The sequence below is a fragment of the Nonomuraea sp. NPDC050310 genome, from assembly GCF_040655795.1.
In the GTDB taxonomy this organism is placed as follows: domain Bacteria; phylum Actinomycetota; class Actinomycetes; order Streptosporangiales; family Streptosporangiaceae; genus Nonomuraea.
The window spans coordinates 504147-530263 of sequence record NZ_JBFAKP010000002.1; the positions used below are offsets into that span (position 1 = coordinate 504147).

At 71.4% G+C, this 26117-nt stretch carries 28 protein-coding genes; 20 read left to right on the forward strand and 8 right to left on the reverse strand.

From position 1 onward, the window contains the following. The first annotated feature begins 24 nt into the window (after window positions 1–24). The 6 genes from AB0I67_RS08600 to AB0I67_RS08625 all read left to right on the forward strand — a co-directional run bounded on the left by AB0I67_RS08600 (window position 25) and on the right by AB0I67_RS08625 (window position 6205). On the forward strand, window positions 25–717 hold the full coding sequence (locus AB0I67_RS08600) for a redox-sensing transcriptional repressor Rex (protein WP_357920383.1): 693 nt from the start codon (window positions 25–27) through the stop codon (window positions 715–717). Then, window positions 714–1958 carry a glutamyl-tRNA reductase gene (locus AB0I67_RS08605; RefSeq protein ID WP_357919765.1) on the forward strand — a complete coding sequence of 415 codons (1245 nt, stop codon included), beginning with the start codon at window positions 714–716 and terminating at the stop codon, window positions 1956–1958. Before AB0I67_RS08600 ends, AB0I67_RS08605 begins: the two co-directional genes overlap by 4 nt. Further along, a complete protein-coding gene (hemC, locus tag AB0I67_RS08610) occupies window positions 1955–2863 on the forward strand; it encodes a hydroxymethylbilane synthase (protein ID WP_357919768.1) in 909 nt (302 codons plus the stop codon). The genes AB0I67_RS08605 and hemC overlap by 4 nt, the downstream gene beginning before the upstream one ends. Continuing rightward, complete coding sequence (locus AB0I67_RS08615) at window positions 2860–4404, forward strand: bifunctional uroporphyrinogen-III C-methyltransferase/uroporphyrinogen-III synthase (RefSeq protein WP_357919771.1); 1545 nt, start codon at window positions 2860–2862, stop codon at window positions 4402–4404. Before hemC ends, AB0I67_RS08615 begins: the two co-directional genes overlap by 4 nt. 49 nt (window positions 4405–4453) lie before the next feature. Further along, entirely contained in the window at window positions 4454–5437 is a 984-nt protein-coding gene (hemB, locus tag AB0I67_RS08620; protein ID WP_357919774.1) for a porphobilinogen synthase, read from the forward strand. 138 nt (window positions 5438–5575) lie between these two features. Continuing rightward, a complete protein-coding gene (locus tag AB0I67_RS08625) occupies window positions 5576–6205 on the forward strand; it encodes a bifunctional DNA primase/polymerase (protein ID WP_357919777.1) in 630 nt (209 codons plus the stop codon). Window positions 6206–6226: 21 nt separating this feature from the next. Here AB0I67_RS08625 and AB0I67_RS08630 read toward each other — a convergent pair whose 3' ends face one another. After that, window positions 6227–6652 carry a nuclear transport factor 2 family protein gene (locus tag AB0I67_RS08630; protein ID WP_357919779.1) on the reverse strand — a complete coding sequence of 142 codons (426 nt, stop codon included), beginning with the start codon at window positions 6650–6652 and terminating at the stop codon, window positions 6227–6229. A gap of 69 nt (window positions 6653–6721) precedes the next feature. Here AB0I67_RS08630 and hemL point away from each other — a divergent pair, with 69 nt between their 5' ends. Beyond that, window positions 6722–8011: a glutamate-1-semialdehyde 2,1-aminomutase gene (gene hemL, locus AB0I67_RS08635; RefSeq protein ID WP_357919781.1), complete on the forward strand. Its 1290-nt coding sequence runs from the start codon at window positions 6722–6724 to the stop codon at window positions 8009–8011. Between the two features lie 170 nt (window positions 8012–8181). Here hemL and AB0I67_RS08640 read toward each other — a convergent pair whose 3' ends face one another. Further along, the gene (locus AB0I67_RS08640) at window positions 8182–9345 is read right to left on the reverse strand and encodes a UDP-N-acetylglucosamine 2-epimerase (RefSeq protein WP_357919783.1); all 1164 of its coding nucleotides are present in this window, start codon (window positions 9343–9345) and stop codon (window positions 8182–8184) included. Between the two features lie 346 nt (window positions 9346–9691). Between AB0I67_RS08640 and AB0I67_RS08645 the strand changes: the two genes are divergently transcribed. Beyond that, entirely contained in the window at window positions 9692–11968 is a 2277-nt protein-coding gene (locus AB0I67_RS08645; RefSeq protein ID WP_357919786.1) for a LuxR C-terminal-related transcriptional regulator, read from the forward strand. 1 nt (window position 11969) lies between these two features. Here the strand turns inward: AB0I67_RS08645 and AB0I67_RS08650 are convergent, their stop codons facing one another. Beyond that, window positions 11970–12455: a hypothetical protein gene (locus AB0I67_RS08650; RefSeq protein WP_357919789.1), complete on the reverse strand. Its 486-nt coding sequence runs from the start codon at window positions 12453–12455 to the stop codon at window positions 11970–11972. 73 nt (window positions 12456–12528) lie between these two features. Next, entirely contained in the window at window positions 12529–13395 is an 867-nt protein-coding gene (locus tag AB0I67_RS08655; RefSeq protein ID WP_357919792.1) for an EamA family transporter, read from the reverse strand. A gap of 174 nt (window positions 13396–13569) precedes the next feature. On the opposite strand from AB0I67_RS08655, the gene AB0I67_RS08660 reads away from it, so the two are divergent. After that, a complete protein-coding gene (locus tag AB0I67_RS08660; RefSeq protein WP_357919795.1) occupies window positions 13570–14472 on the forward strand; it encodes a LysR family transcriptional regulator in 903 nt (300 codons plus the stop codon). Between the two features lies 1 nt (window position 14473). On the opposite strand, the gene AB0I67_RS08665 is transcribed toward AB0I67_RS08660, so the two are convergent. Beyond that, window positions 14474–15325, reverse strand: a complete 852-nt coding sequence (locus AB0I67_RS08665; RefSeq protein ID WP_357919798.1) for a DMT family transporter — start codon at window positions 15323–15325, stop codon at window positions 14474–14476. Between the two features lie 212 nt (window positions 15326–15537). Here AB0I67_RS08665 and AB0I67_RS08670 point away from each other — a divergent pair, with 212 nt between their 5' ends. From AB0I67_RS08670 to ccsB, 5 genes are all read left to right on the forward strand, one after another. Beyond that, window positions 15538–16167, forward strand: coding sequence for a histidine phosphatase family protein (locus AB0I67_RS08670; RefSeq protein WP_357919800.1), 630 nt, complete (start codon window positions 15538–15540; stop codon window positions 16165–16167). Between the two features lie 87 nt (window positions 16168–16254). Continuing rightward, window positions 16255–16821, forward strand: coding sequence for a TlpA disulfide reductase family protein (locus AB0I67_RS08675; protein WP_357919802.1), 567 nt, complete (start codon window positions 16255–16257; stop codon window positions 16819–16821). Next, entirely contained in the window at window positions 16814–17557 is a 744-nt protein-coding gene (locus tag AB0I67_RS08680) for a cytochrome c biogenesis protein CcdA (protein ID WP_357919804.1), read from the forward strand. The genes AB0I67_RS08675 and AB0I67_RS08680 overlap by 8 nt, the downstream gene beginning before the upstream one ends. Further along, window positions 17527–19077, forward strand: coding sequence for a cytochrome c biogenesis protein ResB (locus AB0I67_RS08685; RefSeq protein ID WP_357919807.1), 1551 nt, complete (start codon window positions 17527–17529; stop codon window positions 19075–19077). Before AB0I67_RS08680 ends, AB0I67_RS08685 begins: the two co-directional genes overlap by 31 nt. Next, complete coding sequence (gene ccsB, locus AB0I67_RS08690) at window positions 19067–19996, forward strand: c-type cytochrome biogenesis protein CcsB (RefSeq protein WP_357919810.1); 930 nt, start codon at window positions 19067–19069, stop codon at window positions 19994–19996. Before AB0I67_RS08685 ends, ccsB begins: the two co-directional genes overlap by 11 nt. Here ccsB and AB0I67_RS08695 read toward each other — a convergent pair whose 3' ends face one another. Beyond that, on the reverse strand, window positions 19997–20314 hold the full coding sequence (locus tag AB0I67_RS08695; RefSeq protein ID WP_357919813.1) for a PLDc N-terminal domain-containing protein: 318 nt from the start codon (window positions 20312–20314) through the stop codon (window positions 19997–19999). It lies immediately after the preceding gene. A 61-nt stretch (window positions 20315–20375) separates the two neighbouring features. Here AB0I67_RS08695 and AB0I67_RS08700 point away from each other — a divergent pair, with 61 nt between their 5' ends. After that, window positions 20376–21230, forward strand: a complete 855-nt coding sequence (locus AB0I67_RS08700; RefSeq protein WP_357919815.1) for a hypothetical protein — start codon at window positions 20376–20378, stop codon at window positions 21228–21230. A 10-nt stretch (window positions 21231–21240) separates the two neighbouring features. After that, window positions 21241–21483, forward strand: coding sequence for a hypothetical protein (locus AB0I67_RS08705; RefSeq protein ID WP_357919818.1), 243 nt, complete (start codon window positions 21241–21243; stop codon window positions 21481–21483). Between the two features lie 73 nt (window positions 21484–21556). Here the strand turns inward: AB0I67_RS08705 and AB0I67_RS08710 are convergent, their stop codons facing one another. Further along, a complete protein-coding gene (locus AB0I67_RS08710) occupies window positions 21557–21778 on the reverse strand; it encodes a BldC family transcriptional regulator (protein ID WP_026214226.1) in 222 nt (73 codons plus the stop codon). Between the two features lie 256 nt (window positions 21779–22034). On the opposite strand from AB0I67_RS08710, the gene AB0I67_RS08715 reads away from it, so the two are divergent. Further along, window positions 22035–22253 carry a DUF4229 domain-containing protein gene (locus AB0I67_RS08715; RefSeq protein ID WP_357919821.1) on the forward strand — a complete coding sequence of 73 codons (219 nt, stop codon included), beginning with the start codon at window positions 22035–22037 and terminating at the stop codon, window positions 22251–22253. Here AB0I67_RS08715 and AB0I67_RS08720 read toward each other — a convergent pair. Beyond that, a complete protein-coding gene (locus tag AB0I67_RS08720) occupies window positions 22250–23443 on the reverse strand; it encodes a hypothetical protein (RefSeq protein ID WP_357919824.1) in 1194 nt (397 codons plus the stop codon). The two genes, AB0I67_RS08715 and AB0I67_RS08720, sit on opposite strands and share 4 nt — an antisense overlap. 128 nt (window positions 23444–23571) lie before the next feature. Here AB0I67_RS08720 and AB0I67_RS08725 point away from each other — a divergent pair, with 128 nt between their 5' ends. The 3 genes from AB0I67_RS08725 to AB0I67_RS08735 all read left to right on the forward strand — a co-directional run bounded on the left by AB0I67_RS08725 (window position 23572) and on the right by AB0I67_RS08735 (window position 26117). Further along, window positions 23572–24291 (forward strand): demethylmenaquinone methyltransferase, encoded by a 720-nt coding sequence (locus tag AB0I67_RS08725; protein ID WP_357919827.1) that lies wholly within the window; start codon window positions 23572–23574, stop codon window positions 24289–24291. A 166-nt stretch (window positions 24292–24457) separates the two neighbouring features. Next, window positions 24458–25711 (forward strand): geranylgeranyl reductase family protein, encoded by a 1254-nt coding sequence (locus AB0I67_RS08730; protein WP_357919830.1) that lies wholly within the window; start codon window positions 24458–24460, stop codon window positions 25709–25711. A 46-nt stretch (window positions 25712–25757) separates the two neighbouring features. Further along, window positions 25758–26117 (forward strand): NADH-quinone oxidoreductase subunit A, encoded by a 360-nt coding sequence (locus AB0I67_RS08735; protein WP_357919833.1) that lies wholly within the window; start codon window positions 25758–25760, stop codon window positions 26115–26117.

The following is a 26117-nucleotide window of genomic DNA, read 5'->3' on the forward strand; positions in this document are numbered from 1 at the left end:
ATCGCCCGCACGACCTGGAGCTCCGTGTCCCGTCGCCCGTCCCCAACCCGTGACCGCGGCATTCCCGAGGCGACGGTGGCCAGGCTGCCGCTGTACCTCAGGGCGCTGAACGGCATGGCCGAGCGGGGGATAGCCACGGTCAGTTCCGAAGACCTGGCGACCGCCGCCGGGGTGAACGGCGCGAAGCTGCGCAAGGACCTGTCCCACCTCGGCTCGTACGGCACGCGCGGCGTCGGCTACGAGGTGGAGTACCTCGTCTACCAGATCTCCAGGGAGCTCGGCCTCACCCAGGACTGGGCCGTCGCCATCGTCGGAGTGGGTAACCTGGGCCGCGCGCTGGCCAATTACGGCGGTTTCGTCTCCAGGGGCTTCCGGGTGGCCGCGTTGCTCGACGCGGACCCCGAAGTGGTGGGCGACACCATCGCGGGGTTGAATGTCGTACACATCGACGAACTGGAAACCGTGATCAAACGGCGCGGGGTGTCGATCGTGGTCCTGGCGACACCGGCGGCCGCGGCCCAGGCGGTGTGCGACCGGGTGGTCAACGCGGGCGTCACCAGCATCCTGAACTTCGCCCCCGTCGTGCTTTCCGTGCCGGACACCGTCGAAGTCCGTAAGGTCGACCTATCGATCGAGCTGCAGATCCTTGCGTTCCACGAGCAGCGCAAAGCGGATCGCGAAAGTGGGGGGCCACTGATGGCCGTGGATAGTCAATGAGCGTTCTCGTCGTCGGGCTGAGCCACCGGACCGCTCCGGTGGCCCTGCTGGAGCGCGTCGCGGTCGCCGGGGAGCGGCTGGAGAAGCTGCTGTTCGACGTGCAGCAGGACGTGAGCGTGGCGGAGGCCATGGTCGTCTCCACCTGCAACCGGGTCGAGGTGTACGCGGCGGTCGACCGCTTCCACCCCGCGCTGACCGCGATCACCGATCTGCTCTCGGTGCACAGCGGCGTGGACGACCTGACCAAGAACCTCTACGTGCACTACGAGGACCGCGCGGTCGAGCACCTGTTCTCGGTCGCCTGCGGCCTCGACTCCATGGTCGTGGGCGAGGGCCAGATCCTCGGCCAGGTACGGCAGGCGCTCAAGCTGGCGCAGGAGCACGGCACCGCGGGCGCGGTCCTGAACGAGCTGGTGCAGCAGGCGCTGCGGGTGGGCAAGCGGGCGCACGCCGACACCGAGCTCGACCTGGCCGGAGCCTCCCTGGTCGGCGCGGGCCTGCAGCTCGCCGGGCCGGTGGCGGGCAAGCGGGCCCTGGTCGTGGGCGCCGGCTCGATGAGCGGCCTGGCGGTGGCCACGCTGGCGCGCGCCGGTCTGGGGGAGATCGTCGTCGCCAACCGCACCTTCGAGCGGGCCGCGCGGCTGGCCGAGTCGGTGGGCGGCCGGGCGATCGGCCTGGGCGAGATCGACCTGTCCGAGGTGGACCTGGTCGTCTCGTGCGTCGGCGCGGGCCACCACGTGATCACGCCCGACCTGGTCACCAAGCCGGTCTTCATCCTCGACCTGGCGATGCCGCACGACGTCGACCCGGCCGTGCGCGAGCTGCCCGGCGTCACCCTGGCCGACCTCGAGACGATCAGGGACTCCGGCATCGCCGTACGCGGTGAGGAGGCCGTCGCGGCCGTCCGCGCCCTGGTCGCCGAGGAGCTGGAGGCCTTCCTCCACGCCGAGCGCGCCGCCCGGGTCACCCCGACGGTGGTGGCGCTGCGCAGCAAGGCCGCCGGTGTCGTCGAGGCCGAACTGGGCCGGTTGCTGATGCGCCTGCCCGAGCTCGACGAGCACGCCCGCGAGGAGGTGACGCAGACCGTGCGGCGGGTCGTGGACAAACTCCTTCACGAGCCGACTGTGCGTGTCAAGCGGCTCGCCACCTCCCCGGGGGGCGATCATTATGCGGAGGCTCTGCGCGAGCTGTTCGATTTGGACCCGAAGATGCCCCAAGCCGTCAGGGAGGTGGAGCTGTGAGAGCACTACGACTGGGCACCCGGCGCAGCCTCATGGCGACCACGCAGTCCCAGATGGTCGCCGACGCCTACACCGCGGCCACCGGCCGCCCGGTGGAGCTGGTCGGCATCACCACCTTCGGTGACGTCACCAAGGCCCACCTGGCCCAGCTCGGCGGCACCGGCGTGTTCGTCAGCGCGCTGCGCGACAAGCTGGTCGAGGAGGAGGTCGACTTCGCGGTGCACTCGCTGAAGGACCTGCCGACCAAGCCGGACGAGCGCTTCGTGCTCGCCGCTCTCCCGGCCCGCCACGACCACCGCGACGCGCTGGTCGGCACCGCCAGGCTGGTCGAGCTGCCGGCCGGCGCCAGGGTGGGCACCGGCTCGCCGCGGCGCATCGCCATGTTGCGTGCGCTCCGCCCCGACCTGGAGTACGTGCCGATCCGCGGCAACGCCGACACCCGGATCGGGAAGGTCACCTCGGGTGAGCTCGACGCGGTCGTGCTGGCCAGCGCCGGACTCAACCGCATCGGCCGGGCCGCGGAGATCGCCCAGGTCTTCGAGGTCGAGGAGCTGCTGCCGGCCCCCGGGCAGGGCGCGCTCGCCGTGGAGTGCCTGGCCGAGAAGTCACCTCTCGTCGAGTTCCTCAGCGTGCTCGATGATGGAAGGACACGTTCCGCCGTCACGGCGGAGCGGGTCGTGCTCAACGCGCTCGAAGCGGGGTGCTCGGCGCCGGTCGGCGCCTACGCCCTCGACGACGGGCACACGCTGAACCTGACCGCCGCGGTCGTCTCCCTGGACGGCTCGCAGGCGGTACGCAAGTCCGCCGCCGGTTCCCCTTCGGACGCCGAGCGTCTCGGCCGCCTCCTGGCGGCGGAGATGCTGGCCGAAGGAGCCGACAGATTGATGGGGGAGCATTCCCATTGACCGCCGATAGTCCGACCTCAGCGTTCGTCGCCTTCGTGGGAGCGGGTCCGGGTAATCCCGACCTGCTGACCCTGCGGGGCGCCGAACTGCTGGCCAAGGCCGATGTGGTCGTCCTCGACGAGGACGCCTACGGTCCGCTGCTGCGGCACTGCCGCGAGGGCGTGGAGGTGCTCGAGGGCGATTACCTCGGGCGCGCCCAGGCCGGCCAGCTCGTGGTGCGCCTGTGTGAGGGCGACCCGATGTTGTTCTCCTCGATCGCCGAGGAGGCAGCGGCCTGTGCCGCCGCTGAGGTGGACTTCGAGGTCGTCCCGGGTGTCCCGCCGGCGACCGCCGTCCTCACCTACGCGGGCATCCCGGCGGCGACCGCCGTACCGGAGTTCCGGGTGGTGGACGCCGCGCAGGAGCAGGACTGGGCCTCGCACGCCGCCTGTCCCGGCACGCTGGTCATCTACAACGGCATCGAGCAGGCCGTGCCGATCGCCAAGGCGCTGGTCGCCAACGGCCGGTCCGACGCCACGCCGGTCGCCGTCTCCAGCGGCGGCACGACCACCGAGCAGTACACCGTGGTCACCACGCTCGGCCGGATGCAGCCCGACCTCAAGCACGCCGGCTTCGCCGAGCCCGCGCTGATCGTCGTCGGCGACGCGGTCGGCATGCGCGACCAGCTCTCCTGGTTCGAGACCCGGCCGCTGTTCGGCTGGCGGGTGCTGGTGCCCCGCACCAAGGAGCAGTCCGCGGGCCTGTCGGAGCAGCTCCGCTCCTACGGCGCGGTGCCCGAGGAGGTGCCGACCATCTCGGTCGAGCCGCCCCGCACCCCGCAGCAGATGGACCGCGCGATCAAGGGCCTGGTCACCGGCCGCTACGAGTGGGTGGCCTTCACCAGCTCGAACGCGGTCAAGGCGATCCGCGAGAAGTTCGAGGAGTACGGGCTCGACGCCCGCGCCTTCGCCGGCCTCAAGGTGGCCGCGGTGGGCGAGGCGACCGCGCGGGCGCTGATCGAGTTCGGGGTCAAGCCCGACCTCATGCCGGTCGGCGAGCAGTCGTCGGAGGGCCTGCTGGCCGAGTGGCCGCCCTACGACTCGATGCTCGACCCGATCAACCGGGTGCTGCTGCCGCGCGCCGACATCGCCACCGACACGCTCATCGCCGGGCTGACCGAGCTGGGCTGGGAGTGCGACGACGTCACCGCCTACCGCACCGTCCGGGCCGCCCCGCCGCCCGAGCCGACCCGGGTCGCCATCAAGACCGGCGGCTTCGACGCGGTGCTGTTCACCTCCTCCTCGACCGTGCGCAACCTGGTCGGCATCGCCGGCAAGCCGCACACCACGACGGTGATCGCGGTCATCGGGCCCCAGACGGCCAAGACGGCCGAGGAGTTCGGGCTGCGGGTGGACGTCATGGCGGACAAACCGTCGGCTTCGGCCCTGGCGGCCGCTCTGGCGGAGTACGGTCAGAAGCGGCGTGAGGCCGCCGTCGCCGCGGGTGACGTGCCCAAGCGTCCCTCGCAGATGCGGCGCGGAGCGCGGCGCCGCGCCAAGTAGTCCATCCACCCCCGCTCCCGGCGAGCCCGCCGGGTTCGTAGGAGTTCCCATGACAGCTCAGTTCCCCGCGGCGCGACCGCGGCGGCTCCGCCGTACTCCCGCCATGCGGCGGATGGTCACCGGGGTGCGGCTGCACCCGGCGGAGCTGATCCTCCCGCTGTTCGTCAAGGAGGGCATCAGCGAGCCGCAGCCGGTCGGCTCCATGCCCGGGGTGGTGCAGCACACCCGTGACTCGCTGCTCAAGGCGGTGCACGAGGCGGCCGAGGCGGGGGTCGGCAGCGTCATGCTGTTCGGCGTCCCGGAGGAGAAGGACGCCTACGGCTCGGCGGCCGACGACCCCGAGGGCATCACCCAGGTGGCCCTGCGCGAGGTGACGGCCGAGTTCGGCGACGCGCTGGTGGTGGGCGCCGACACCTGCCTCGACGAGGTGACCGACCACGGCCACTGCGGCGTGCTGGCGCCCGACGGCACCGTGGACAACGACCTGACGCTGGAGCGCTACGCCTCGATGGCGGTGGCGCAGGCGCGGGCCGGCTCCCAGCTCATCTCGCCCAGCGGCATGATGGACGGCCAGGTGCGCGCGATCCGCCGGGCGCTCGACGGCGCTGGATTCGCCGAGGTGCCGATCCTGGCCTACTCCGCCAAGTACGCCTCCGGCTTCTACGGCCCCTTCCGCGACGCGGTGGAGCTGCCGAAGAACTTCGGCGACCGCAAGGCCTACCAGCAGGACCCGGCCGGGCCGGTCGGCGAGTCGCTGCGCGAGGTGGCGCTCGACGTGGCCGAGGGCGCGGACATGGTGATGGTCAAGCCGGCCGGCGCCTACCTCGACGTGCTGCACCAGGTGAAGGCCATGGTCGACGTGCCCGTCGCCGCCTACCAGGTGAGCGGCGAGTACGCGATGATCGAGGCGGCCGCGGCCAACGGCTGGATCGACCGCGAGCGGGCCATCATGGAGTCGCTCATCGCGATCCGCCGCGCGGGGGCCGACCTGATCCTCACCTACTGGGCCACCGAGGTGGCGCGCCGGCTCTAAGTGGGGGTTTCCCGGTGACGCGTGCGCCCCGTGCGTTAGAGTGCGATGACAAGTGCGGGTGTGTCCTGTTGGAGAGCTTCCTGCGTGCGTCTTCGCCCGGAGCCGGACCATCCCAGGTTTTTCGACGGGAGTTGAGGCATGGTCGGCGTACCCATCGCACGGCGCACCAGGAAACGGGCCGCGCATCCCACGCGGATCGACGCTGTGCTCGGGTACGCCGCGCTCGGGTGGGCCAGTGCTCCCGGCGCGCACCCGATGCGTCAGGGCCACCGCGCCTGTTCCTGTGACCGGATCGGCTGTCCCAACCCCGGCCAGCACCCGCTCTCGCCCGCCTGGAACCTGCAGGCCACCACGGACACCGCGCTGCTCACCGCCTGGTGGCAGCGCGAGCCCGAGGCGAATGTGATTCTTCCCACGGGCCGCGTCTTCGACGTCTTCGACGTACCCGCCGCCCTCGGCCTGTCCGCGCTCACGCGCATGGACGCCGCAGCGGTCTTCACGGGCCCGGTCGCCGCCAACGGCGACCGGGTCCTGTTTTATGTGGCCACCCGGGGCAATCCCGAGGACGAGGACGAGTGGTGGTCGTGCAGCCTCGACTGCGTGCCCTCGGAGGTGGCCGAGACGCCGGGGCTGCGCTGGCACTGCCGGGACAGCTTCGTGCTCGCGCCGCCCTCGACGCTGCCGGGCGGCCAGGCCGTCTCGTGGCTGCGCCAGCCGGACGGGCGCCCGCTGCCCGACCCGCTGCGCGTCCTGGACTTCCTGGTCTGACCCCGCCGCTTCCTCTTCCGGCTAGCCCCGCTGTGCGGGCTGCCAGCCGTAGCCCCATCCGGCCTGGACCATCGTCTGGAAGGCCCAGCCCTGCTCGGTGCGGATGAGCAGGTCGGCGTAGTGCATGCGCTGCCGCTGCCCCTCGATCGTCATCTCCGCCTCGGTCTCGACGACCACGAGGTTCTCGCTCAGGAAGCGCGGCGTGCGCTTCGACGTGAGGTCGAGCCCGGCCGTGCCGCCGCCCATCGACTCCTTCATGGCCTCGACGTACTCCTCGCGGCTCCACTGCCTGACCGCCGCGTACCCGCCCGGCACGTCCGTCGCCAGGTTCATCGGGAAGACCGCCAGGTCGGCCAGGCGCTCGATCGCGCCCTCGTCGGCCAGCCGGTCGTAGTCGGCGAACCACGCCTCGATGCTCTTCAGTTCCTCAACACTCGGCTGGTACATAGTGCTCCTCTCGTTGCCGTACAACGTACCGTAGACTGTACGGCAAAGCAACCGACTACCCTGGAGCGAGTGAGCGGAACCGATAACTCCGAGGCCCTGTTCGCCCGCGCGAAGGCCGTCGTCCCAGGTGGCGTCAACTCTCCGGTGCGCGCCTTCGGCGCCGTGGGCGGCACGCCGCGCTTCATGGCCGCCGGCCAGGGCCCCTACATCACCGACGTCGACGGCAACCGCTACGTCGACCTCGTCTGCTCCTGGGGCCCGATGATCCTGGGCCACCGCCACCCGTCGGTCGTCTCCGCCGTCTCCGGCGCGCTCGACCACGGCTTCTCGTACGGCACCGCCACCCCCGGCGAGGTCGAGCTGGCCGAGGAGATCGTCGCCCGGATGGCGCCGGTGGAGAAGGTCCGCCTGGTCAGCTCCGGCACCGAGGCCACGATGAGCGCCGTGCGCCTGGCCCGCGGCTTCACCGGCCGCTCCAAGGTGGTCAAGTTCGCCGGCTGCTACCACGGCCACGTCGACGCGCTGCTCGCCTCGGCGGGCTCCGGCGTGGTCACCTTCGGCCTGCCCGACACGCCCGGCGTCACCGGCGCCTCGGCGGCCGACACGATCGTCCTGCCGTACAACTCGGTCGAGGCGGTGCGGGAGGCCTTCGCCGCCTTCGAGATCGCCTGCGTGATCACCGAGGCGTGCCCGGCCAACATGGGCGTCGTCCCGCCCGCGTCCGGCTTCAACGCCTTCCTCAAGGAGATCTGCGCGAGCAACGGCGCGCTGCTCATCGTCGATGAGGTGCTGACCGGCTTCCGCGTCTCGCCGGCCGGCTGGTACGGCCTCGACCCGGTCGACGCCGACCTGATGACCTTCGGCAAGGTGATGGGCGGCGGGCTGCCCGCGGCGGCCTTCGGCGGCCGAGCCGACGTCATGGCGCACCTCGCGCCCGAAGGCCCGGTCTACCAGGCCGGCACCCTGTCCGGTAACCCGCTGGCCTGCGCCGCCGGCCTGGCGACGCTGCGTGCCCTCGACGCCGGCGCCTACGCGAAGGTGGACGCGGCGGCGGCCGCGGTCTCGGCGGCCGCTTCCGAGGCGCTGAGCGCCGCGGGGGTGCCGCACCGGCTGCAGAGCGCGGGCAACCTGTTCTCGATCTTCTTCACCGACGCTCCGGTGAGTAACTTCGCCGAGGCCCAGACGCAGAACACCGCCGCCTACCGGGCGTTCTTCCACTCGATGCTCGACTCCGGCGTGTACCTGCCGCCGTCGGCCTACGAGGCGTGGTTCCTGTCGGCCTCGCACGACCAGGAGGCGCTGGAGCGCATCGCGCAAGCGCTCCCGGCGGCGGCGAAGGCGGCTTCGACGCAGGTGTGACACCAGGCAGGCGGGTGGGCCACTGCGGACGTGCGGTCGAGGCCCGGCTGCCGGAAGAGCCGGGCCCAGCCCGCCGGGGCTCAGCTTGCCTAGGCTCAGCCTGGCGGGGCTCAGCCTGGCGGGGCTCAGCCTGGCGGGGCCCAGCCTGGCGGGGCTCAGCTTGCCTGGGCTCAGCCTGGCGGGTGGAAGTCCGCCGGGCGCGGTGCGAGGCCCAGCAGCCAGCCGCAGGCCGCCACCGTGCGCTCGGCGGCCCGGCCGTCCCCGAACACGCACGGGCGCGGCACGCCGCCGCCGGGCGGCCGGGCGGCCAGCACGGCGTCCGCGGTCTTGAGGATCAGCTCCTCCTCCGTGCCGACCAGGTGCGCCCACCGGCCGAGCAGTGCCTCGCGCCGCTCGGTCGTCTCCCGCATCACCAGCAGCGGCAGCCGCAGGGAGGCCGCCGCCTCCTCGACCTCGCCCGAATCGGTGATCACCAGCGTGGCCGTGGCGAGCAGGTTCACGAACCCCTGGTACGGCAGCGGCGGCAGGCGTCGCAGGTTGGCCGGTCCGCGGGCGGCCTCCTCGGGACCGAGCGGGGTGGTCGTCACCACGTCGAGGCCGGGCCGCTCGGTGGCCAGCCGGGCGGCGACCCTCGCGATGCGCCGCCTCGGCTCGCCTCGCTCCGGCCGGTGCGCGATGACCAGCGCCAGCGGCCGGTCCGGGCGGCGGCGCGGCGTGACGACGTGCATGAGCGCGTCGATCGCGGTGCTGCCGGTCACGATTACGTGCGCGGGGGCGATGCGCTCGGCCACCAGGCTGTCCCTGGCCGAGCGAGTGGGAGCCAGGTAGAGGGCGGCCGGGTGCAGGCCAGCCGGGTGCGGGCCGACCAGGTGCAGGTCGGCCAGAGGCGCGAAGGGCCGCCGGTCGGCCGGGGGCAGGTCGGCCGGGGGTGCGGCGAGTCGCCGGTCGATCTCCTGGGGGAAGGGCAGCGCGTCGCGGCTGCGCAGACCCGCCTCGACGTGCACGACCCTGATCCTCACCGGCTGCGCGGCCAGCCCACTGGCCAGGGCCGACGTGGTGTCGCCCTGGACCACGACCAGGTCGGGGCGCAAGGCGGCGAAGTGCTCGCCGAGCCCGGTCACCAGGTCCCCGGCCAGGCCGGGCCGGCCGCTGCGCCGTACGTCGGCCAGCCGCCGGTCCACCCGCGCGCCGAACAGGGCCAGGGTCTCCTCGACGGCCTCGCCGCGCCGGCCGGGGCCGATGACGGCGACCTCCGCCCACGGCTGGGCCTGCAGGGCGCGGACCACCACCCCAAGCTTGACCGCCTCGGACCGGGCGCCGACGACGACCGCCACGCGGTGTCCCCGCGCCGGGCCGGGCCTCAGCGGTGCCTCCGGCGAACGGGCGCGCCGGAGGCTGCCGCCTCCAGCCCGTGGGTTCGCGAGCGGCTGAGGACGAAGGCGAGCTTCGAGTGCACGACCAAGGAGGACTCCCGGCATTTCGCAAGAGCAACTGAGGAGTCAATGTAGTGAGGCGTTAATCGGGAGTTGCCGGAAACACTCACTCTCCGGAGTGATTAATCGTTAATGGGTCACTCCCCGAAGGGGCTGGCGGACATCCGCATACCGATAAAGGTGAACAACCTTCGCTAGGTATGCGGATCGTGCTGACAACCAGCGATGCTTTCCCTACGCTCAGTCTGTGGGACCGCTGACGATGAAGAACGTCCCCGCGGAGACGACGAGCTTCGTGGGCCGCGCCGCGGATCTCGACGCGGTGCGCGACCTGCTGGCCAACGCCCGCCTGGTGACGCTGGTCGGTCCCGGCGGGGTGGGCAAGACGCGGCTGGCGGTCCGCGTGGCACGGGCGGTCGAGGCGGCCTTCCCCGACGGCGTCTGCCTGGTCGAGCTCTCCTCCCTCGAAGACCCCGGACTGCTCGCCACCACCGTGGCCGCCGCGCTCGACCTGCCCGAGCGGCCCTCGGTGCCGGCGATCGAGCTGCTCGCCGGCCACCTGCGCGACCGGCGCTTCCTGCTCCTGCTGGACACCTGCGAGCACCTGGTCGACGCCTGCGCGGCCCTGGCCGAGGTGCTGCTCTCCAACGCTCCGGGCCTGCACGTGCTGGCCACCAGCCGCCGCCCGCTGGACATCCCCGCCGAGCACACCCGCGCCATCGCCCCGTTACCGGTGCCCGAGCCGGGCGCGCCCTGGCCGCCCGACCCCGGCGGCGCGCTGAGCCTGTTCGCCGACCGTGCCGCCGCCGCGGCGCTCGGCTTCACGGTGACCGAGGACAACCGGGAGGAGGTCGGCGCGCTCTGCCGCCGCCTCGACGGCATCCCGCTGGCGATCGAGCTGGCGGTGGTCCGGCTGCGGGCCCTGCCGCTGGAGGCCATCCTCGCCCGCCTCGACGACCGCTTCCAGCTCCTGACCGGCGGCAGCAAGACCGTCATCCCCCGGCACCAGACGCTGGAGACGACGATCGGCTGGAGCCACGACCTCTGCTCGCCCGCCGAACGCCTGCTCTGGGCGCGGCTGTCGGTCTTCGCCGGGGAGTTCGACCTCGACGCGGCGGAGAAGATCTGCGCCTTCGGCGAGCTCTCCGCCGAGGCGGTGCTCACCACGCTGATCAGCCTGGTCGACCAGTCGGTGGTGCAGCGGGTGGAGGGCGCGCCCGGGGCCCGGTTCCGGCTGCTCGACACCATCAGGTTTTACGGCGCGGGCCGGCTGGCCGCCTCGGGGGAGAGCGAGATCCTGCGCGCCCGGCACCGCGATCACTACCTGGCCATGACGCGGGCCTTCGACGCCGGCTGGCTCGGTCCCGACCAGCTCTCCTGGCTGGAGTGGGCCCGGCACGAGCGGCCCAACATCCGGGTGGCGCTGGAGTTCTGCCTGAGCACTCCCGAGCAGGCCCCGCTCGGCCTCGAACTGGCCGGCAAGCTGGCCGGCCTGTGGTTGTGCGGCCTGCTGGCCGAGGGGCGGCACTGGCTGCACCGGGCGCTGGAGCTGGCCGGGGAGCCCACCACCGACCGGGTGCGCGGCCTGTGGCTGATGGTCTGGCTGATGGACGTCGGCGGCGTGCGCGGCGACACCAACCGGCTGCTGCGCGAGGGCGAGGAGCTCGCCGACCGGATCGGCGACGAGAACGGCGCGCTGTGGTGCTCGGTCTTCCGGCTGCACACCCAGTTCTTCGAGGCCACCGTCGCGCCCGACCTGGCCGGCTTCCTCGCCGTACGGCACCGCCTGGCCGAGCTCGGCGACCGGCTGGCGGTCATCTTCACCAGCCTGGTGCTCGGCTGGATGCACACCGCGATGGGCGATCCCGCGCAAGCGGTCGAGGCATGCGACGAGGCGCTGGCCGCCAACGCCGATCCCGAGGAGTGCTGGGCCCGGAGCTGGGCGCTGTGGGTGAAGTCGATGGCGTTGTGGGCGCAGGGCGAGCACGGCCACAGCGCGCGGTGCCTGCGTGAGGCGGTGCTGCTCAAGCACCGGCTGGGCGACGTCATGGGGTTCGCCCAGTGCCTGGAGGGGCTGGGCTGGGCGGCGGCCGAGCGGCGCGAGCACGACCGGGCGGCCCGGCTGCTGGGCGCGGCCGACACCCTGTGGCAGCGGGTGTCGAACGAGCCGCAGTTCGGGTTGCGGCTGCTGCAGGAGTTCCATGACAAGTCGGTGCAGGTGGTCCAGAACGGCCTGGGGCCGCACGGCTACGCCGCCGCCCGTCAGCGTGGCGGTGCGCTCGACGTCGAGCAGGCCCTGGCCCTGGCGCTGGACGAGCCGGTCGAGCCCGGCGAGGACCGGCGGCACCTGTCGCCGCGCGAGCGGCAGGTCGCCGAGCTGGTCGCCGACGGACTGACCAACCGCGAGATCGGCGAGCGGCTGGACATCTCCAAGCGCACGGTGGACGCGCACCTCGAACACATCCTGGCCAAGCTCGGCCTGGTCTCGCGGACGCAGATCTCCAAGCTGACCATGCGGCCCTGACTCAGCCGCCGGCCGGCACGCGCTCGCGCTCGCGGGCGCGCACGCTGCGGGCGGCCCACAGCGCGAAGCCGATGTAGAGCACCTGCTCGGGAATGCGCTGCCAGAGCGGGCTGGCCATCGCCGAGTCCGTGAGGGCCGCGTAGACGTTGGCCGGGAGCATCAGCACGAACAGCAGGGCGAGGCAGAGCCCGGCCGGTCGCCGCCAGCGGGTCGTCACCAGCCCGGCCGCTCCCGCCAGTTCGAGCACGCCGGTGAGGTAGATCACCGCGCTCGGGAAGGGCACGACGGGCGGCACCATCGCCACCAGGTCGTCGTGCGTGGGCATCACGGTGACCCCGCCGGGGACGAAGTGCGCGCTGGCCGTCATCACCAGCATCACGGCCAGCGCATGGGCGGCGCTGACGTCCCAGCGGGCGAACCGGCGCACGCCGAGCGCGCCGAGGCCACGGAAGACGAGCAGAGCGACGAGCAGGACCACGGTCGTCATGGAGGGCTCCAATTGGATAGGGATGCTATCTAATGACTAGATAGCGGCACTATCCGACATCTGCTCGGATCTGTCAAGCCAGGACGCGCTCCCGGGGCACGGCACGCGGGCGGGAGCCGGCGTAGAGCACGCCGGAGACGATGAGCGCGGCGGCGACCAGCTCCACGGCGGACAGGTCCTCGCCGGTGAAGAGGGCGGCCGAGCTGAGCCCGAAGACCGGGACGAGCAACGCGTAGGGAGCGACCACCGACGCGTCGTAACGCTGCAACAGCCAGCCCCAGACCCCGAACCCGCCGAGGGTCGAGATGAAGGCGACATAGCCCAGCGACAGCCAGCCCTCGGCCGGGGCCGCCAGCGACGGCAGCCCCTCGGCCAGCACCGACAGCAGCAGGAGTGGCGGCGCCGACAGCGCGCTCACCCACACCATGAACCGCAGCGGATCCGGCGGGGCGGCCTTGCGCTGGATGACGTTGCCCAGCCCCCACGCCACCGCGGCGCCGACGCAGAGCAGGAAGGGCCCGACCGGCGCGCCCAGGCCGAAGTCGTAGGCGACGAGCAGAAGGCCGGCGAAGGCCACGGCCAGCCCGGTCACGCGCCGCCTGGTGAGCCGCTCGCGCAGGAACAGCACGGCGAACAGCACGGTGAACAGGGCGGCGGACTGGAGGACGAGGGAGGAAAGGCCGGGCGGCATCCCGGCCTTCATGCCGATCAGCATGAGCCCGAACTGGGCCACGCCGATCGACGCGGCCACTCCCGCCACCCAGCGCCAGGCCACTCCCGGCCGGCCCACGAACAACAACGCGGGGAAGGCGGCCAGGGAGAACCGGAGGGCGGCGTACAACAGGGGCGGGAAGTGGCGGAGACCCACCTGCATGACGACGAAGTTGAAGCCCCACACGGCGGCGAGGCCGACGGCCATCGCCAGGTGGCGCGGCCTCACTTCTTCTTGTAACGGATGCGCTGCTCGCGGGCCTGCTCGGCGAGGGCGCGGAGGTAGGAGGGAGACTCGGTCTGCTGCTTGGTCCGCTTAATCATTCGCATGCATATATTCTCCATCGCTACACATTCGACCACAAGCGAGACTTTCTACGCTAAACCCTTTAGGCTTGCTTACATGTTGGATCTGAACCGGCTCAAGGCGCTGCACGCCGTCCACGTCTACGGTTCGGTGGGCGCGGCGGCCGACGCGCTCATGGTCACCCCCAGCGCGGTCTCCCAGCAGATCGCCAAGCTGGAGCGCGAGACCGGCGCCACGCTGGTCGAGCGCAACGGGCGCGGCGTGCGGCTGACCGACGCCGCCGGCCTGCTGGCCGAGCACGCCGAGCGCATCCTGGCCCTGGTCGAGACGGCCGAGGCCGACTTCGAGGCGCTGCGCGGGGCGGTGGTCGGGCGCATCAACGTCGGCGCCTTCCCGACCGCGGCGCGCGGGCTGCTGCCCAAGGCGCTGTCCCTGCTGAAGGAACGCCATCCCGAGCTCGACGTGCACATGTACGAGCGCGAGCCCGAGCAGACCCTGCGCGAGGTGGCGCGTGGCGAGCTCGACCTGGCGGTGGCCCAGGACTGGCTCAACCGGCCGCTGGCCGTACCGGAGGGGCTGGCCAGGAAGTCGCTGTTCGACGACTTCGCCGACGTGGCGCTGCCCGCCGGGCATCCGATGGCCGAGCGGCGCGAGATCGAGCTGCGCGAGCTGCACGCCGACCGCTGGATCAGCACCGCGCCCGGCACGGTCTGCCACGACTGGCTGGCCTTCACGCTGCGCAGCGCGGAGCTGGAGCCGGAGATCGCCTTCTGGGCCAACGAGTACGCCACCCAGCTCGCGCTGGTCGGCCAGGGGGTCGGCTGCGCGATCGTGCCGCGGCTGGGCCGCGACCACGTGCCGTCCAACGTGCGCATGGTGCCGATCCGGCCCCGGCAGACGCGCCGCATCTACGCCCTGTGGCGGGCCGACGCCGCGCGGCGGCCGGCCATCCGCGCGGCGGTGGAGGCCCTGATCGAGGCCTCTCCGACGATCGGCTGACCTAGCTCAGGGCGATGGCGACGACGCCGCCGAGGATCACCCCGGCGGCCAGCAGCCGGCGCCGCAGGTCGCCCTCGGCGAGCAGCCGCCCGCCCAGCACCACCGCGATGAGCACGCTGACCTCGCGCGCCGGGGCGACCACGCTGACCGGCGCCATGGTGAAGGCGAAGAGCACCAGCAGGTAGGAGAGCGGCACCAGCACGGCCGAGCCGAGGATCTTGCCGCGGTGCTCGCGCCAGGCGGGCAGGAGCAGGGCGCGCCGCCCGATCATCGCCGGCGCCATCGCCAGCGTGCGGCCGAGCTCGCCGAAGAAGCTGAGCAGCACCGGCGCGACCGCGAAGGCGCCGACCACCTGGGCGTCCCAGATCGTGTACCCGGCGATGAACAGCCCGGTCAGCAGGCCGTAGAACAGCCCGGGCCGGTCGGCCCGGCCGCCGCCGCTCATCAGGAAGACGCCCACGCCCACCAGCGCGATGCCGAGGCCGCCGAGCAGCCCGGGCCGCTCGTGCAGGAAGAGCACCGCGACCGCGCTGGCCAGCATCGGGCCGGTGCCGCGCGCGACCGGATAGACCACCGACAGGTCGCCCCGGCTGTAGCCGCGCTGCAGGGTCACGAAGTAGGCCAGGTGCAGCAGGCACGAGACGCCGATGACGGCGAGGTCGGGCCAGCCCGGGTAGGTGCCGGTGACGACCATGAAGCCGATCGCGACCGGCGCCCACAGGACGGTGCCGGCCGCGCCGACCATCCAGACGAACACCAGCCCGTCGAGCTTGGCGGCCTGCTTGCTCAGCAGGTTCCAGGAGGCGTGCGCCACGGCGGCGACGAGGACGAGGCCCAGGGCCAGAGGACTCATTGCGGACTCCACACGAGGTAGAGCCTCCAGGTTTTTGTCCCGTAAGCTGTACGGCCCGCCAGGGGCCGCGGCGCCGCTCGGACCTGTCTCCCGGCCGCTCCGGATCGGAGGCCGGGCCCGGAACCCTAGGCGCAATCAACGAAGATTTTACCTTTTGCCGGGTTTTCCGCCGAGACCTGGGTGCCCGATGGGGCGTATAGGCTGGGCCCACCATGGCCCAGACCACCGTCGTGCACCTGCTCCGCCACGGTGAGGTGCACAATCCGCAAGGCGTCCTGTACGGCAGGCTGCCCGGCTACCACCTGTCCGAGCGCGGCCGGCAGATGGCCGAGACGGTCGCCAAGGCGGTCGCCGGCCGCGACATCGTCGCCCTGTACAGCTCCCCGCTCGAACGCGCCCAGGAGACCGCCGCCCCGCTGGCCGCCACCCTCGGCCTCGACGTCGAGCTCGACGAGCGCCTGCTGGAGGCGGCCAACTTCCTCGAGGGCAAGGTGGTCGCCGCCTTCCTGCGCACCCCCGGCAACTACCGCTACTTCTGGAACCTCAGGCGCCCGTCGTGGGGCGAGCCGTACGTCGAGGTGGTGGCGCGCATGCGCCAGATGATCATCACGGCGCGCAAGGCGGCCGAGGGCCACGAGGCGGTGCTGGTCAGCCACCAGCTCCCGATCTGGATCAGCCGCCTGGCCGCCGAGGGCCGCCGGCTCTGGCACGACCCGAGGCGGCGGCAGTGCGAGCTGGCCAGCCTGACCAGCTTCACCTTCGAGGGCGACCGGTTGATCAGCGTCGGTTACAGCGAGCCGGCGCGCTCGCTGGTCAAGGGCCCGACCATCCCCGGGGCCTGAGATCGTGGCCCCGGTTGTCCCGGGCGGGCACCCCCGCCGGTAGAGTTGCAAGCTCTACCGCTTGTAGTACAAGGAGATCTTCCTCCCGTGCGCGCGACGTCCCTCACCCTCGCCCTGCTCGCCGTCGTCGCCACGGGCTGCGCCGGGAGCCAGGGCGGCCAGCCGCAGGCGGGCGACACCAGGTTCGTGGCCGGCGACGGCAAGATGCAGACCTTCGCCGCGGCCGACCGCAAGCCCGCCCCCGACATCAAGGGCGAGACGCTCGACGGCGGCCAGGTGGCGTTGTCGCAGTACAAGGGCAAGGTCGTCGTGCTCAATTTCTGGGCCTCCTGGTGCAACCCCTGCCGCGCCGAGGCGCCGATCCTCAAGGACGTGGCGGCCAAGACCAAGGCGAGCGGCGTGGAGTTCCTCGGCGTCGACTTCAAGGACACCAAGACCGAGGCGCTGGCCTTCGAGCGCTCCGAGCAGCCCGGCTACCCGAGCCTGTTCGACCAGCCCGGCAAGGTGGCGCTGGCCTTCCAGGGCACCGTCCCGCCCGCGGCCATCCCCTCGACGCTGATCATCGACAAGCAGGGCCGGGTCGCCGCCCGCGCGCTCGGCGCGATCAAGTACACCGACCTGATGACCACCGTGACCAAGGTGCGCGATGAATGACGTCGTCGCCACCTGGGGGCAGATCGTCGCGTCCGGCTCGCTGCTGCTCGCGATCCCGATCGCCGCGCTGGCCGGCCTCGTCTCGTTCCTGTCCCCGTGCGTGCTGCCGCTCGTGCCGGGCTACCTGTCCTACGTGACCGGCATGAGCGCCGACCCGCGGCGCGGCCGGCTGGTCGCCGGCACGCTGCTGTTCGTCGCCGGCTTCGCGCTCGTCTTCGTCGCCCAGGGCCTGCTCTTCGGGGGCCTGGGCTCGATGCTGTACGGCAGTGCGGACGTCATCACCAAGGTGATCGGCGTCCTGACGATCATCATGGGCCTCGCCTTCCTCGGCGTCATCCCCGGGCTGATGCGCGACGTGCGCATCCATCGCGCCCCCGCCGCGGGGCTGGCCGGGGCGCCGCTGCTCGGCATCGTCTTCGGCCTCGGCTGGACCCCCTGCATCGGCCCGATGCTCGCCGTGGTGCTCTCGCTCAGCGTGACCGAGGGCAGCGCGGGCCGCGGCGCGCTGCTGGCCGTGTTCTACGCGCTCGGCCTGGGCGTGCCCTTCGTCGTCGCGGCCTTCGCCTACACCAAGGCGCTCACCACCTTCCAGGCGATCCGCCGGCACTCGCGGCTGATCACCCGGATCGGCGGGGGCATGCTGGTGGTGGTCGGGGTGCTGCTCGTGAGTGGTCTGTGGGGAGAGCTGGTGGCGACCATGCAGTCGTGGATCAGCGGCTTCAAGCCGGTGATCTGATGGCGATCGACGAGATGGCCAAGAGGGAGGCGTCCTCGCCCAAGGGGCTGGGCGTGGTGGGCTGGCTGCGCTGGGGCTGGCGCACGCTCACCTCGATGAAGACCGCGCTGATCCTGCTGTTCCTGTTCGCGCTGGCCTCCATCCCGGGCTCGCTGGTGCCGCAGCGCGGCGTCGAGCCGGAGAAGGTCGCGCAGATCTACCAGAACGACCCCGGCCTGGCCGAGTGGTACGAACGCTTCTCGCTCTTCGACGTCTTCAGCTCGCCCTGGTTCGCCGCGATCTACCTGCTGCTGTTCACCTCGCTGATCGGCTGCATCATCCCGCGCACCCTGACCTTCGCCCGCGAGCTGCGCCGCAAGCCGCCGGCCGCGCCGCGCAACCTGGCGCGCCTGCCGTACCACGCGGAGCTGGACGGCGAGCTGACGACGGAGGAGGCCGCACGGCGGCTGCGCAAGCTGCGCTTCCGGGTGCAGACCGGCGACGGCTGGGTGGCGGCCGAGAAGGGCTACCTGCGCGAGGCCGGCAACCTGATGTTCCACGTCTCGCTGCTCGGCCTGCTGGTCGCCGTCGCGCTCGGCTCGCTGTACGGCTACCGCGGCAACGTCCTGGTGGTGGAGGGCGACGGGTTCGCCAACACGGTGGCCACCTACGACCGGTTCATCCCGGGCAGCCAGGTCAACGCCGAGTCGCTGGAGCCCTTCTGGTTCACCCTGAAGGACTTCCAGGCCGTGTACTCGCAGAACGGCCAGGAGCTCGACTACTCCGCCTTCCTGCGGGTCAACGACGCCTTCGACTACGAGCTGAAGGTGAACGAGCCGTTGGAGATCAACGGCACCCAGACCTACCTGCTCGGCCACGGCTACGCTCCGATCATCAAGATCACCGACGGCAAGGGCAACGTGGTCGTCGACCGGCCGGTGCCCTGCCTGATCACCGACAAGGGCACCCTGCTGTCGGAGTGCGTGGTGAAGGCGCCCGACGCGCAGCCCTCGCAGCTCGGCATCGCGCTGCTCTTCCTGCCCACCGACGACGGGCAGGGCGGCTCGCAGTTCCCGGCCGCGGTCGATCCCAAGCTGCGCGTGGTGGCCGCCTTCACCGGCGACCTGGGCGCGCGGGCGGGCATCCCGCAGTCGGTGTACCAGATCGCCTCGCCCGAGGTCATGCGCAAGCTCAAGGGCATCGTCATGGGAGCGAAGGCGCCCGCCCCGCTGGCCGTGGGGGGCTCCTACGAGCTGCCGGAGGGCGCGGGGAAGATCGAGTTCACCGGTGTCAAGAAGTGGATGACGCTGCAGATCGCCTACGACCCCGGCCGCCTGCCCGCGTTCGTCGCCTCCGCCCTGGCCGTCCTGGGCATCGTGCTCTCGCTGATGATCCGCCGCCGCCGCGTCTTCGTGCGCGTCGCGGACGGCCGGGCCGTCGCCGGGGGCCTGACCCGCACCGAAGGCTCCGCCGCGGGCTTCGAGGCGGAGTTCGCAGACATCGTCAAGGTCCTATCCGATGGAGACAGGGATGTCCGTTGACCTGATGGCCGAGCTGAGCGACACGCTCATCCTCGCCGCCGTCCTGGCCTACCTAGCCGCGATGATCGGCTTCGCGCTGGAGCTCGCCTACGGCAAGGCCCGCGCCGAGAAGCCCGCCGCCGTCCCCGTGGCCGTCGGCGGCGGCCCGGCCGAGGAGGCGAAGGCGGCCGACGCGGAGCAGACGCCGGGCACGCCCGGCTGGGCCGTGACCGCCGGGCGGCTCGGCGTGCTGCTGGCGTGGCTCGGCTGCCTGGCCAACCTCGCCGCGCTGGTCCTGCGCGGCCTGGCGGTCGGCCGGTGGCCGTGGGGCAACCTCTACGAGTTCGTCGTGGCGATCACGTTCGCCGCGGTGGCCGCGTTCCTGGTGACGCAGCTGCGGTACAACGTGAAGGTCCTCGGCACCTTCGTGATGGTCACCGCCACGCTGGGCCTGGGAGCCTCGGTGAAGTTCTTCTACACCGCGGCCGGCCCGGTGATGCCGGCGCTCAACTCCTACTGGATCGCCATCCACGTCACCGCGGCGATCGTGGCCAGCGGGCTGTTCATCGTGGCGGCGGTGGCCGGCATCCTCTACCTGGTGCGCGGCGACGGCGTCTCCCGCCTGCCGGCCCGGGCCGACCTGGAGCGCATCGCGCACCGGGCGATCGTGCTGGCCTTCCCGATCTGGACGTTCGCCGTCATCGCCGGCGCGCTCTGGGCGGACAAGGCGTGGGGCCGGTACTGGGGCTGGGACCCCAAGGAGGTCTGGGCGTTCATCACCTGGGTCGCCTACGCGGCCTACCTGCACGCCCGGGTGACCGCCGGCTGGCGGGGCAAGTCCGCCACGATCGTGCAGCTGCTCGCCTTCGCCTGCCTGCTGTTCAACCTGATCGGGGTGAACCTCTTCCTCGGCGGCCTGCACTCCTACGCGGGCGTCTGATCAGTCGTCGCCGCGCATCCGGCGCTCGAGGTCCTTCAGGAAGTCGGGGTCGTCGTCCGGCCCCTTCGGGGGCGGGGGCGCCGGCTGCTGCCGTTGCTGAGGCTGCTGGGGGCGCAGCCTGGGCGTCGCCGACTGGGGGCCCAGCGGGCGGCCGAGCAGGAACCAGAAGAGGCTGCCGATGAGCGGCAGCAGGACGATGACCAGGACCCAGAGCACCTTGGGCAGGTTCCTGATCTCCTCATCCGGGGTCGTGATCACGTCGAAGAGGGAGTAGATCCAGAGGGCCAGCACCGCGAGGCTGACAAGCACACCTGCCATGTCCGCACTGTAAGCCATTCCGGGCTCGCGTGAGACCCGGCGGGGGTCGTACCGTACTCGGGTGAGGACGCGTGCGGACGACGGTGGACGTCACCGTAGGGGCAGCTGGTGGCGGCGCGGCTCCTACTTCCTCTCCCGGCGCAAGGACGCCCCACGCGACTCCGACCGCTCCATCTGGCTCGACCGGCCGGAGAAGCCGCCGGAACGCCTGCCCGCCGCGGTCGCGGTGGACCGCCCGCAGTACACCTGGCAGGACTTCGAGCTCGTGCGGGAGAGCCCGCGGGCCCAGCCCAACCGGCCGGAGACGCCCGCGCTGGGCGACGGCTTACAACACTGCGGCAAGCTGGAGCGCATCCTGCACCGGCAGTGGGACGCCCGCAAGGGCCCGCCCTCGCCCGACACCGTGCGCGCGGTGGAGAGCCTCGCCCGGCTGCCCGACCGGCTGAAGGAACTGCTCGCCGACCGCATCGACGGCATCTACGTGGGCACGGGCGGCGTCCCCGAGCTCGACGACATGGGGTACCTGCGCGGCGCACCGTTGCCGTCCGGCCGGGCGACCTGGGACATCTGCGCCGGCGCGTACGGCGACCGCAAGATCGTGGTGGGGGACCGGCCGTCGCCGACACCGGACGTGATGATGCACGAAGTCGGGCACGCGATCGACGATGTGGACTCGCCCTATGGCGATTGGGTCTCCGATTCGGCAGAGTTCGTGGCACTCTACGAACGGGCGCGGCCTTTGCTGGCCTCCGCCTTCCACCGGCAGGACGGGGGGCTCGGCCGCAAGGAGTTCTTCGCGGACGCCTTCGCGGCCATCGCCTCCCGCCAGCGTCCGGCGCTCCTCGACATGCTGAGCGGCGACACGAGGCTGGCGCTCGACATCATGCTCTTCTTCAACAGGCGCTACGGGATTTAGGTGATGAGCGATGTACGTCATCCGCCTTGCTGACGGGACCCTGCGCGTGCCGCAGAGCGTCACCAGCGAGGACGGCCGGCTCATCGGCAACGCCTTCGTGGAGCTCAAGCCGGGCGATCCCGACTACGACACGTGGGAGGCGGAGGCGCTGACCGAGGCCGAGGTGGCCGAGCGGCGCGAACGGTGGCTGGCCGAGAACGACGAGCTGGAGCGGGAGTTCCTGGCGTTCAAGGCGCGGCAGGACGACGCCTGACGGCCCGCTTCCGTTCGGGCTTCCGGTCTGGTGACCCTGCGGTTTGTGGCGCAGGATCACCTATGACGGAACGTCATACGCGCGGGGACTCGCCTGCGGGCCTGTCGGCCGTCAGCACGTCCTCGCCACGGAGAAGGGCATGCACTTCCGATTCACGGAAGCGCCGGTGCCCTCCGGGGGTACGGATGCTACTGATGCGGCCTGCCGCGGCCCAGCGCGTCACCGTCTTTGGGTCAACCCGGAAGAGGGCGGCAACCTCACCCGGGGTCAGCAGACGCTCGCTGCTACTCTCCACCAATCTCTCCCCCTCGCATCCCGCTTCCTGCCAGCGGGCGGACAGGTAACCAGTGTGTCGAGCGAAGCCTGATTTATCCGTGGTTTTCGACAAAGATCACGGGTTGTTATCGGCTGACTGCCCGATTGTTATATGATAGAGCCTCTTTGGGGCTCTCGTGGGTGTTTCTTTACGAAAGCACCTGACTGGGAACAGTAGCAGTGCAAGCGCCGGATGCGAAGAGCGGTCACTGCCGGGGGCGAGTAACCTCGAACGCGTGCGTCCAGTTCTGACTTACACCCTCGCCCGGGTCGGCGTGTTCGCCGTGACCGCCGGAGTGCTCTACCTCGTCGGGGCCCGAGGGCTCCTGTGGCTCGCCCTGACCTTGGTGGTGAGCGCCATCGCCAGCTACGTCCTGCTGGCGAAGCAGCGTGACGCGCTGACCCAGAAGGTCAGCGAGCGGCTCAACCGGCCGAAGCCCTCTCAAGAGGTCTAAGGCCTGGGGAACATGCCAATTCGGGCATGGTACTCCCCTCCGAGCCGCGTTGTGTCGCTACCGACAAGTAGTCCTTCCCGATGCGCGAGAAATGCCTTGACGCCGATCCCGCGCTCGCGCCCGGGGTTCCAACTCAGGGCTTTACCGGTGATCGGATGAATGGCGCCGATGCCCTCCCTCGGCACTGCTCCGGGCCCGGCTGAATCGCGTCCGCGCGGATTGTCGAGCCAGCGCTGATGCCCGCCGACATACACCGCCTTCCCGGTGACCTGGACGGCGTAGAGCGAGTCTCCGCCGGTGTGGTTCACCCAGGTCGGCTTGATCCGCGTCCCCCTGGCGTAGGTCTCGAACCGGGCGGTGGTGTCGCAGAGCCGGTTGCGCCCGCTGAGCGCCCCGCCGGTGGTGACCACGGCGAAGTACTTGCCGTCGGGGGACAGGTCGAGTCCGCGGACATAGGAGGGGAACGCCTCCATGCAGGCCGGCTCGTAGGCGGCGCTGTGCCAGTCGGCCACCTTCGCCCTGGTCCGGCCGATGTCGATCACGCCGAGCTGCGGGCGCGGCAGGCCGTCCAGGGTGGTGAAGCTGCCGTCCACGACCAGCCGGTCCTTCGAGACGGCCAGCGCGTGCACATTCACCCTGGGCGTGCGCGGGTGGCCGGGGGTGACGGTGAAGGCCGGATCGGCCGCCCCGGTCGTCGCGTCCAGCCTCGCCAGCGCGGTGCGCGGATGGGCGAAGTCGCCGCCGACGTACAGCTTCGAGCCGCGCCGGGCCAGCGTCGTCACGTTCCCGCCGGCGACACCCGGCCGGAACCTCGCCGACACCCGCCCGTCGGCCAGGCTCAGCCGGAGCAGCCGGCCGTCGAAGTCGCCGCCCACGTAGACCGTTCCACCGGCGCCCGGAGCCAGCGCCAGCACGGGACCGTCCGGGTCGGGCGCGAAGTCCTCCAGGATGCGGCCGGTGGTCAGGTCGAAGGCGAACAGGTTCGTGCGGGTCAGCGTCTCGGTGCGCCGGGCGTCGCTCACCTCGCTGAACGACCCGCCGACCACGACCGTCGAGCCGACCAGCGCGATCGCGTTGACGATGCCGTCCAGGACGTGCGGGGTGTGGTCCACCGGATCGGCCGAGACCACGCGCGCGTGCGCGACGGGGGAGAGGGCCAGGTAAGCCGCGAAGGCCGTACGGGCAAGCATTCGCCAAGTCCTAGCATACTCAGAGTAAGGGGAAAGCCGCTTTCCGTCACTTTGGCCGGTGTTCCGGCCGCGGCGTGCGGGGGTGATCCTGTCGGGCACCGGCGGTCCGGCTCAGTAGGCTGGGCACCATGACGCGCGCCCAGCTCGACAAGAAGCCGCACGAGGTCGCTGCGATGTTCGATCGCACGGCCCGCCGTTACGACCTGGTCAACGACCTGCTCTCGCTCGGCCAGGACCGCTTCTGGCGCAAGGCCACCGCGCGCGCGGTCGACGCCGGGCCCGGCGAGGTGGTCCTCGACCTCGGCGCCGGCACGGGCACCTCCACCGTCTCCTTCACCGAGCTCGGCGCCCGCGCCATCGCCTCCGACTTCTCCCTCGGCATGCTCGGCGAGGGCGTACGGCGGCTCGGCGGCAACGCGCTCAGCGGCCCCGGCGTGCCGTTCGTCGCCGGCGACGCGCTGCGGCTGCCCTTCGCCGACGAGTCGGTGGACGCGGTGACCATCTCCTTCGCGCTGCGCAACGTGCACGACACCGAGCACGCGCTGCGCGAGATGCTCCGCGTCACCAAGCCGGGCGGGCGCCTGGTGATCTGCGAGTTCTCGCACCCGACGGTCAGGTCGTTCGACGTCGTCTACTCCCAGTACCTCATGCGCCTGCTGCCCCTGGTGGCCAAGGCCGCCGGGTCCAACGACGACTCCTACGACTACCTGGCCGAGTCCATCCGCGACTGGCACGACCAGCCCGCGCTCGCCGCCATCGTGCAGCGGGCCGGGTGGGAGCGCGTCGCGTGGCGCAACCTCTCGCTCGGCATCGTCGCCCTGCACCGCGGCTTCAAGCCGCGCGGCTGAGCCGTACGGCAGGCGTCCGGAACGAGGCGGCGCTGCGGACAGAGTGATCACCTACCGGCTACTCTGGGCCCGGCGACCCCCGGCTGACACCTTGTCCGGGAAAGGCGTTAGACTTCCCGCGACAAGTTTGTGAAGACCTTCACAAAGCGCCGAGCAAGGACAGCCAGTGACCGAGCCAGCCGCCTCTCAGGCTGACGCCGACGTCATCGTCGTCGGCGCCGGTCCCGCAGGTTCCGCGACCGCGTATTACCTCGCCCAGCACGGACTCGATGTCCTGTTGCTGGAGAAGACGACCTTCCCCAGGGAGAAGGTGTGCGGCGACGGGCTGACGCCGCGGGCGGTCAAACAGCTCATGAACATGGGTGTCGACATCGACGCTCCGGGCTGGACGCGGCACAAGGGGCTGCGCGTGGTCGGCGGCGGGCACCGGTTCGACCTCGACTGGCCGGAGCTGGACAGCTTCCCCAACTTCGGGCTGGTGCGCACCCGGCAGGACTTCGACGAGATCCTCGCCGCCAACGCGGTCAAGGGCGGCGTGCGCCTGATGGAGGGCGTCAACGTCTCCGGCCCGATCCTCGACGACCGCAGCGGGCACATCGTGGGCGTCACCACCAAGGACGGGCGGAGCTTCCGCAGCCGCGTCGTGGTGGCCGCGGACGGCAACTCGACGCGGCTGGCCCTGGCGATGGGGCTGCACAAGCGCGAGGACCGGCCGATGGGCGTCGCCGTACGGACCTACTACGACTCCCCGCGCCACGACGACGACTACCTCGAGATCTGGCTGGAGCTGTGGGACGGCGACACGCTGCTGCCCGGCTACGGCTGGGTGTTCGGCGTCGGGGACGGCCGGGCCAACGTCGGCCTGGGCCTGCTGAACACGAGCGACGCCTTCAAAGCCATCGACTACCGCGACCTGCTGAAGCGGTGGACGAGGAACATGCCCGCCGAGTGGCAGTTCGACGACGAGCACATGACGGCGCCGATCCGGGGCGCGGCGCTGCCGATGGCCTTCAACCGGCAGCCGCACTACACCCGCGGGCTCCTGCTCGTGGGCGACTCGGGCGGGTCGATCAATCCCTTCAACGGCGAGGGGATCGCGTACGCGATGGAGACGGGCGAGATCGCCGCGGAGGTCATCGCCAAGGCGCTCCGCCAGGACACGGCCGCCCAGCGGGAGCGGGTGCTGCGGACCTACTCGCAGGTGCTCAAGGACGCTTATGGCGGATATTTCACCTTGGGCAGGTTGTTTGTCGAGGCGATTGGGAAGCCGGGTCTGATGAGCTTCGGTGTACGGCACGGCCTGCCACACCCGAGGCTGATGCGCTTCGCGCTGAAACTCCTTGGTAATCTCACCGACCGGCGAGGCGATGCGTCGGACAAGATCATTAATGTACTCTCGAAGGTCGCTCCGCCAGCATGAATCCACACCACACACACAGCTCAGACTGCAATGAGGAGGCGTAGCGATGGACCTTTACGTGCCCATCCTGGTGCTCGCCGTACTCGCCGGGGGGTTCGCGATCTTCTCGGTCGCCATCGCCCCCTTCACCGGTCCCAAGCGCTGGAACCGCGCCAAGCTTGACGCATACGAATGCGGCATCGAGCCGACGCCCCAGCCTGTCGGTGGCGGACGGTTCCCGCTCAAATACATGATCACGGCGATGCTCTTCATCGTCTTCGACATCGAGATCATCTTCCTTTACCCCTGGGCCGTCTCCTTCAAGGCACTCGGGGTGTTCGCGCTGATCGAGATGATCCTCTTCATTGCGACCGTCCTGGTGGCCTACGCCTACGTGTGGCGCCGCAAGGGACTGGACTGGGACTGA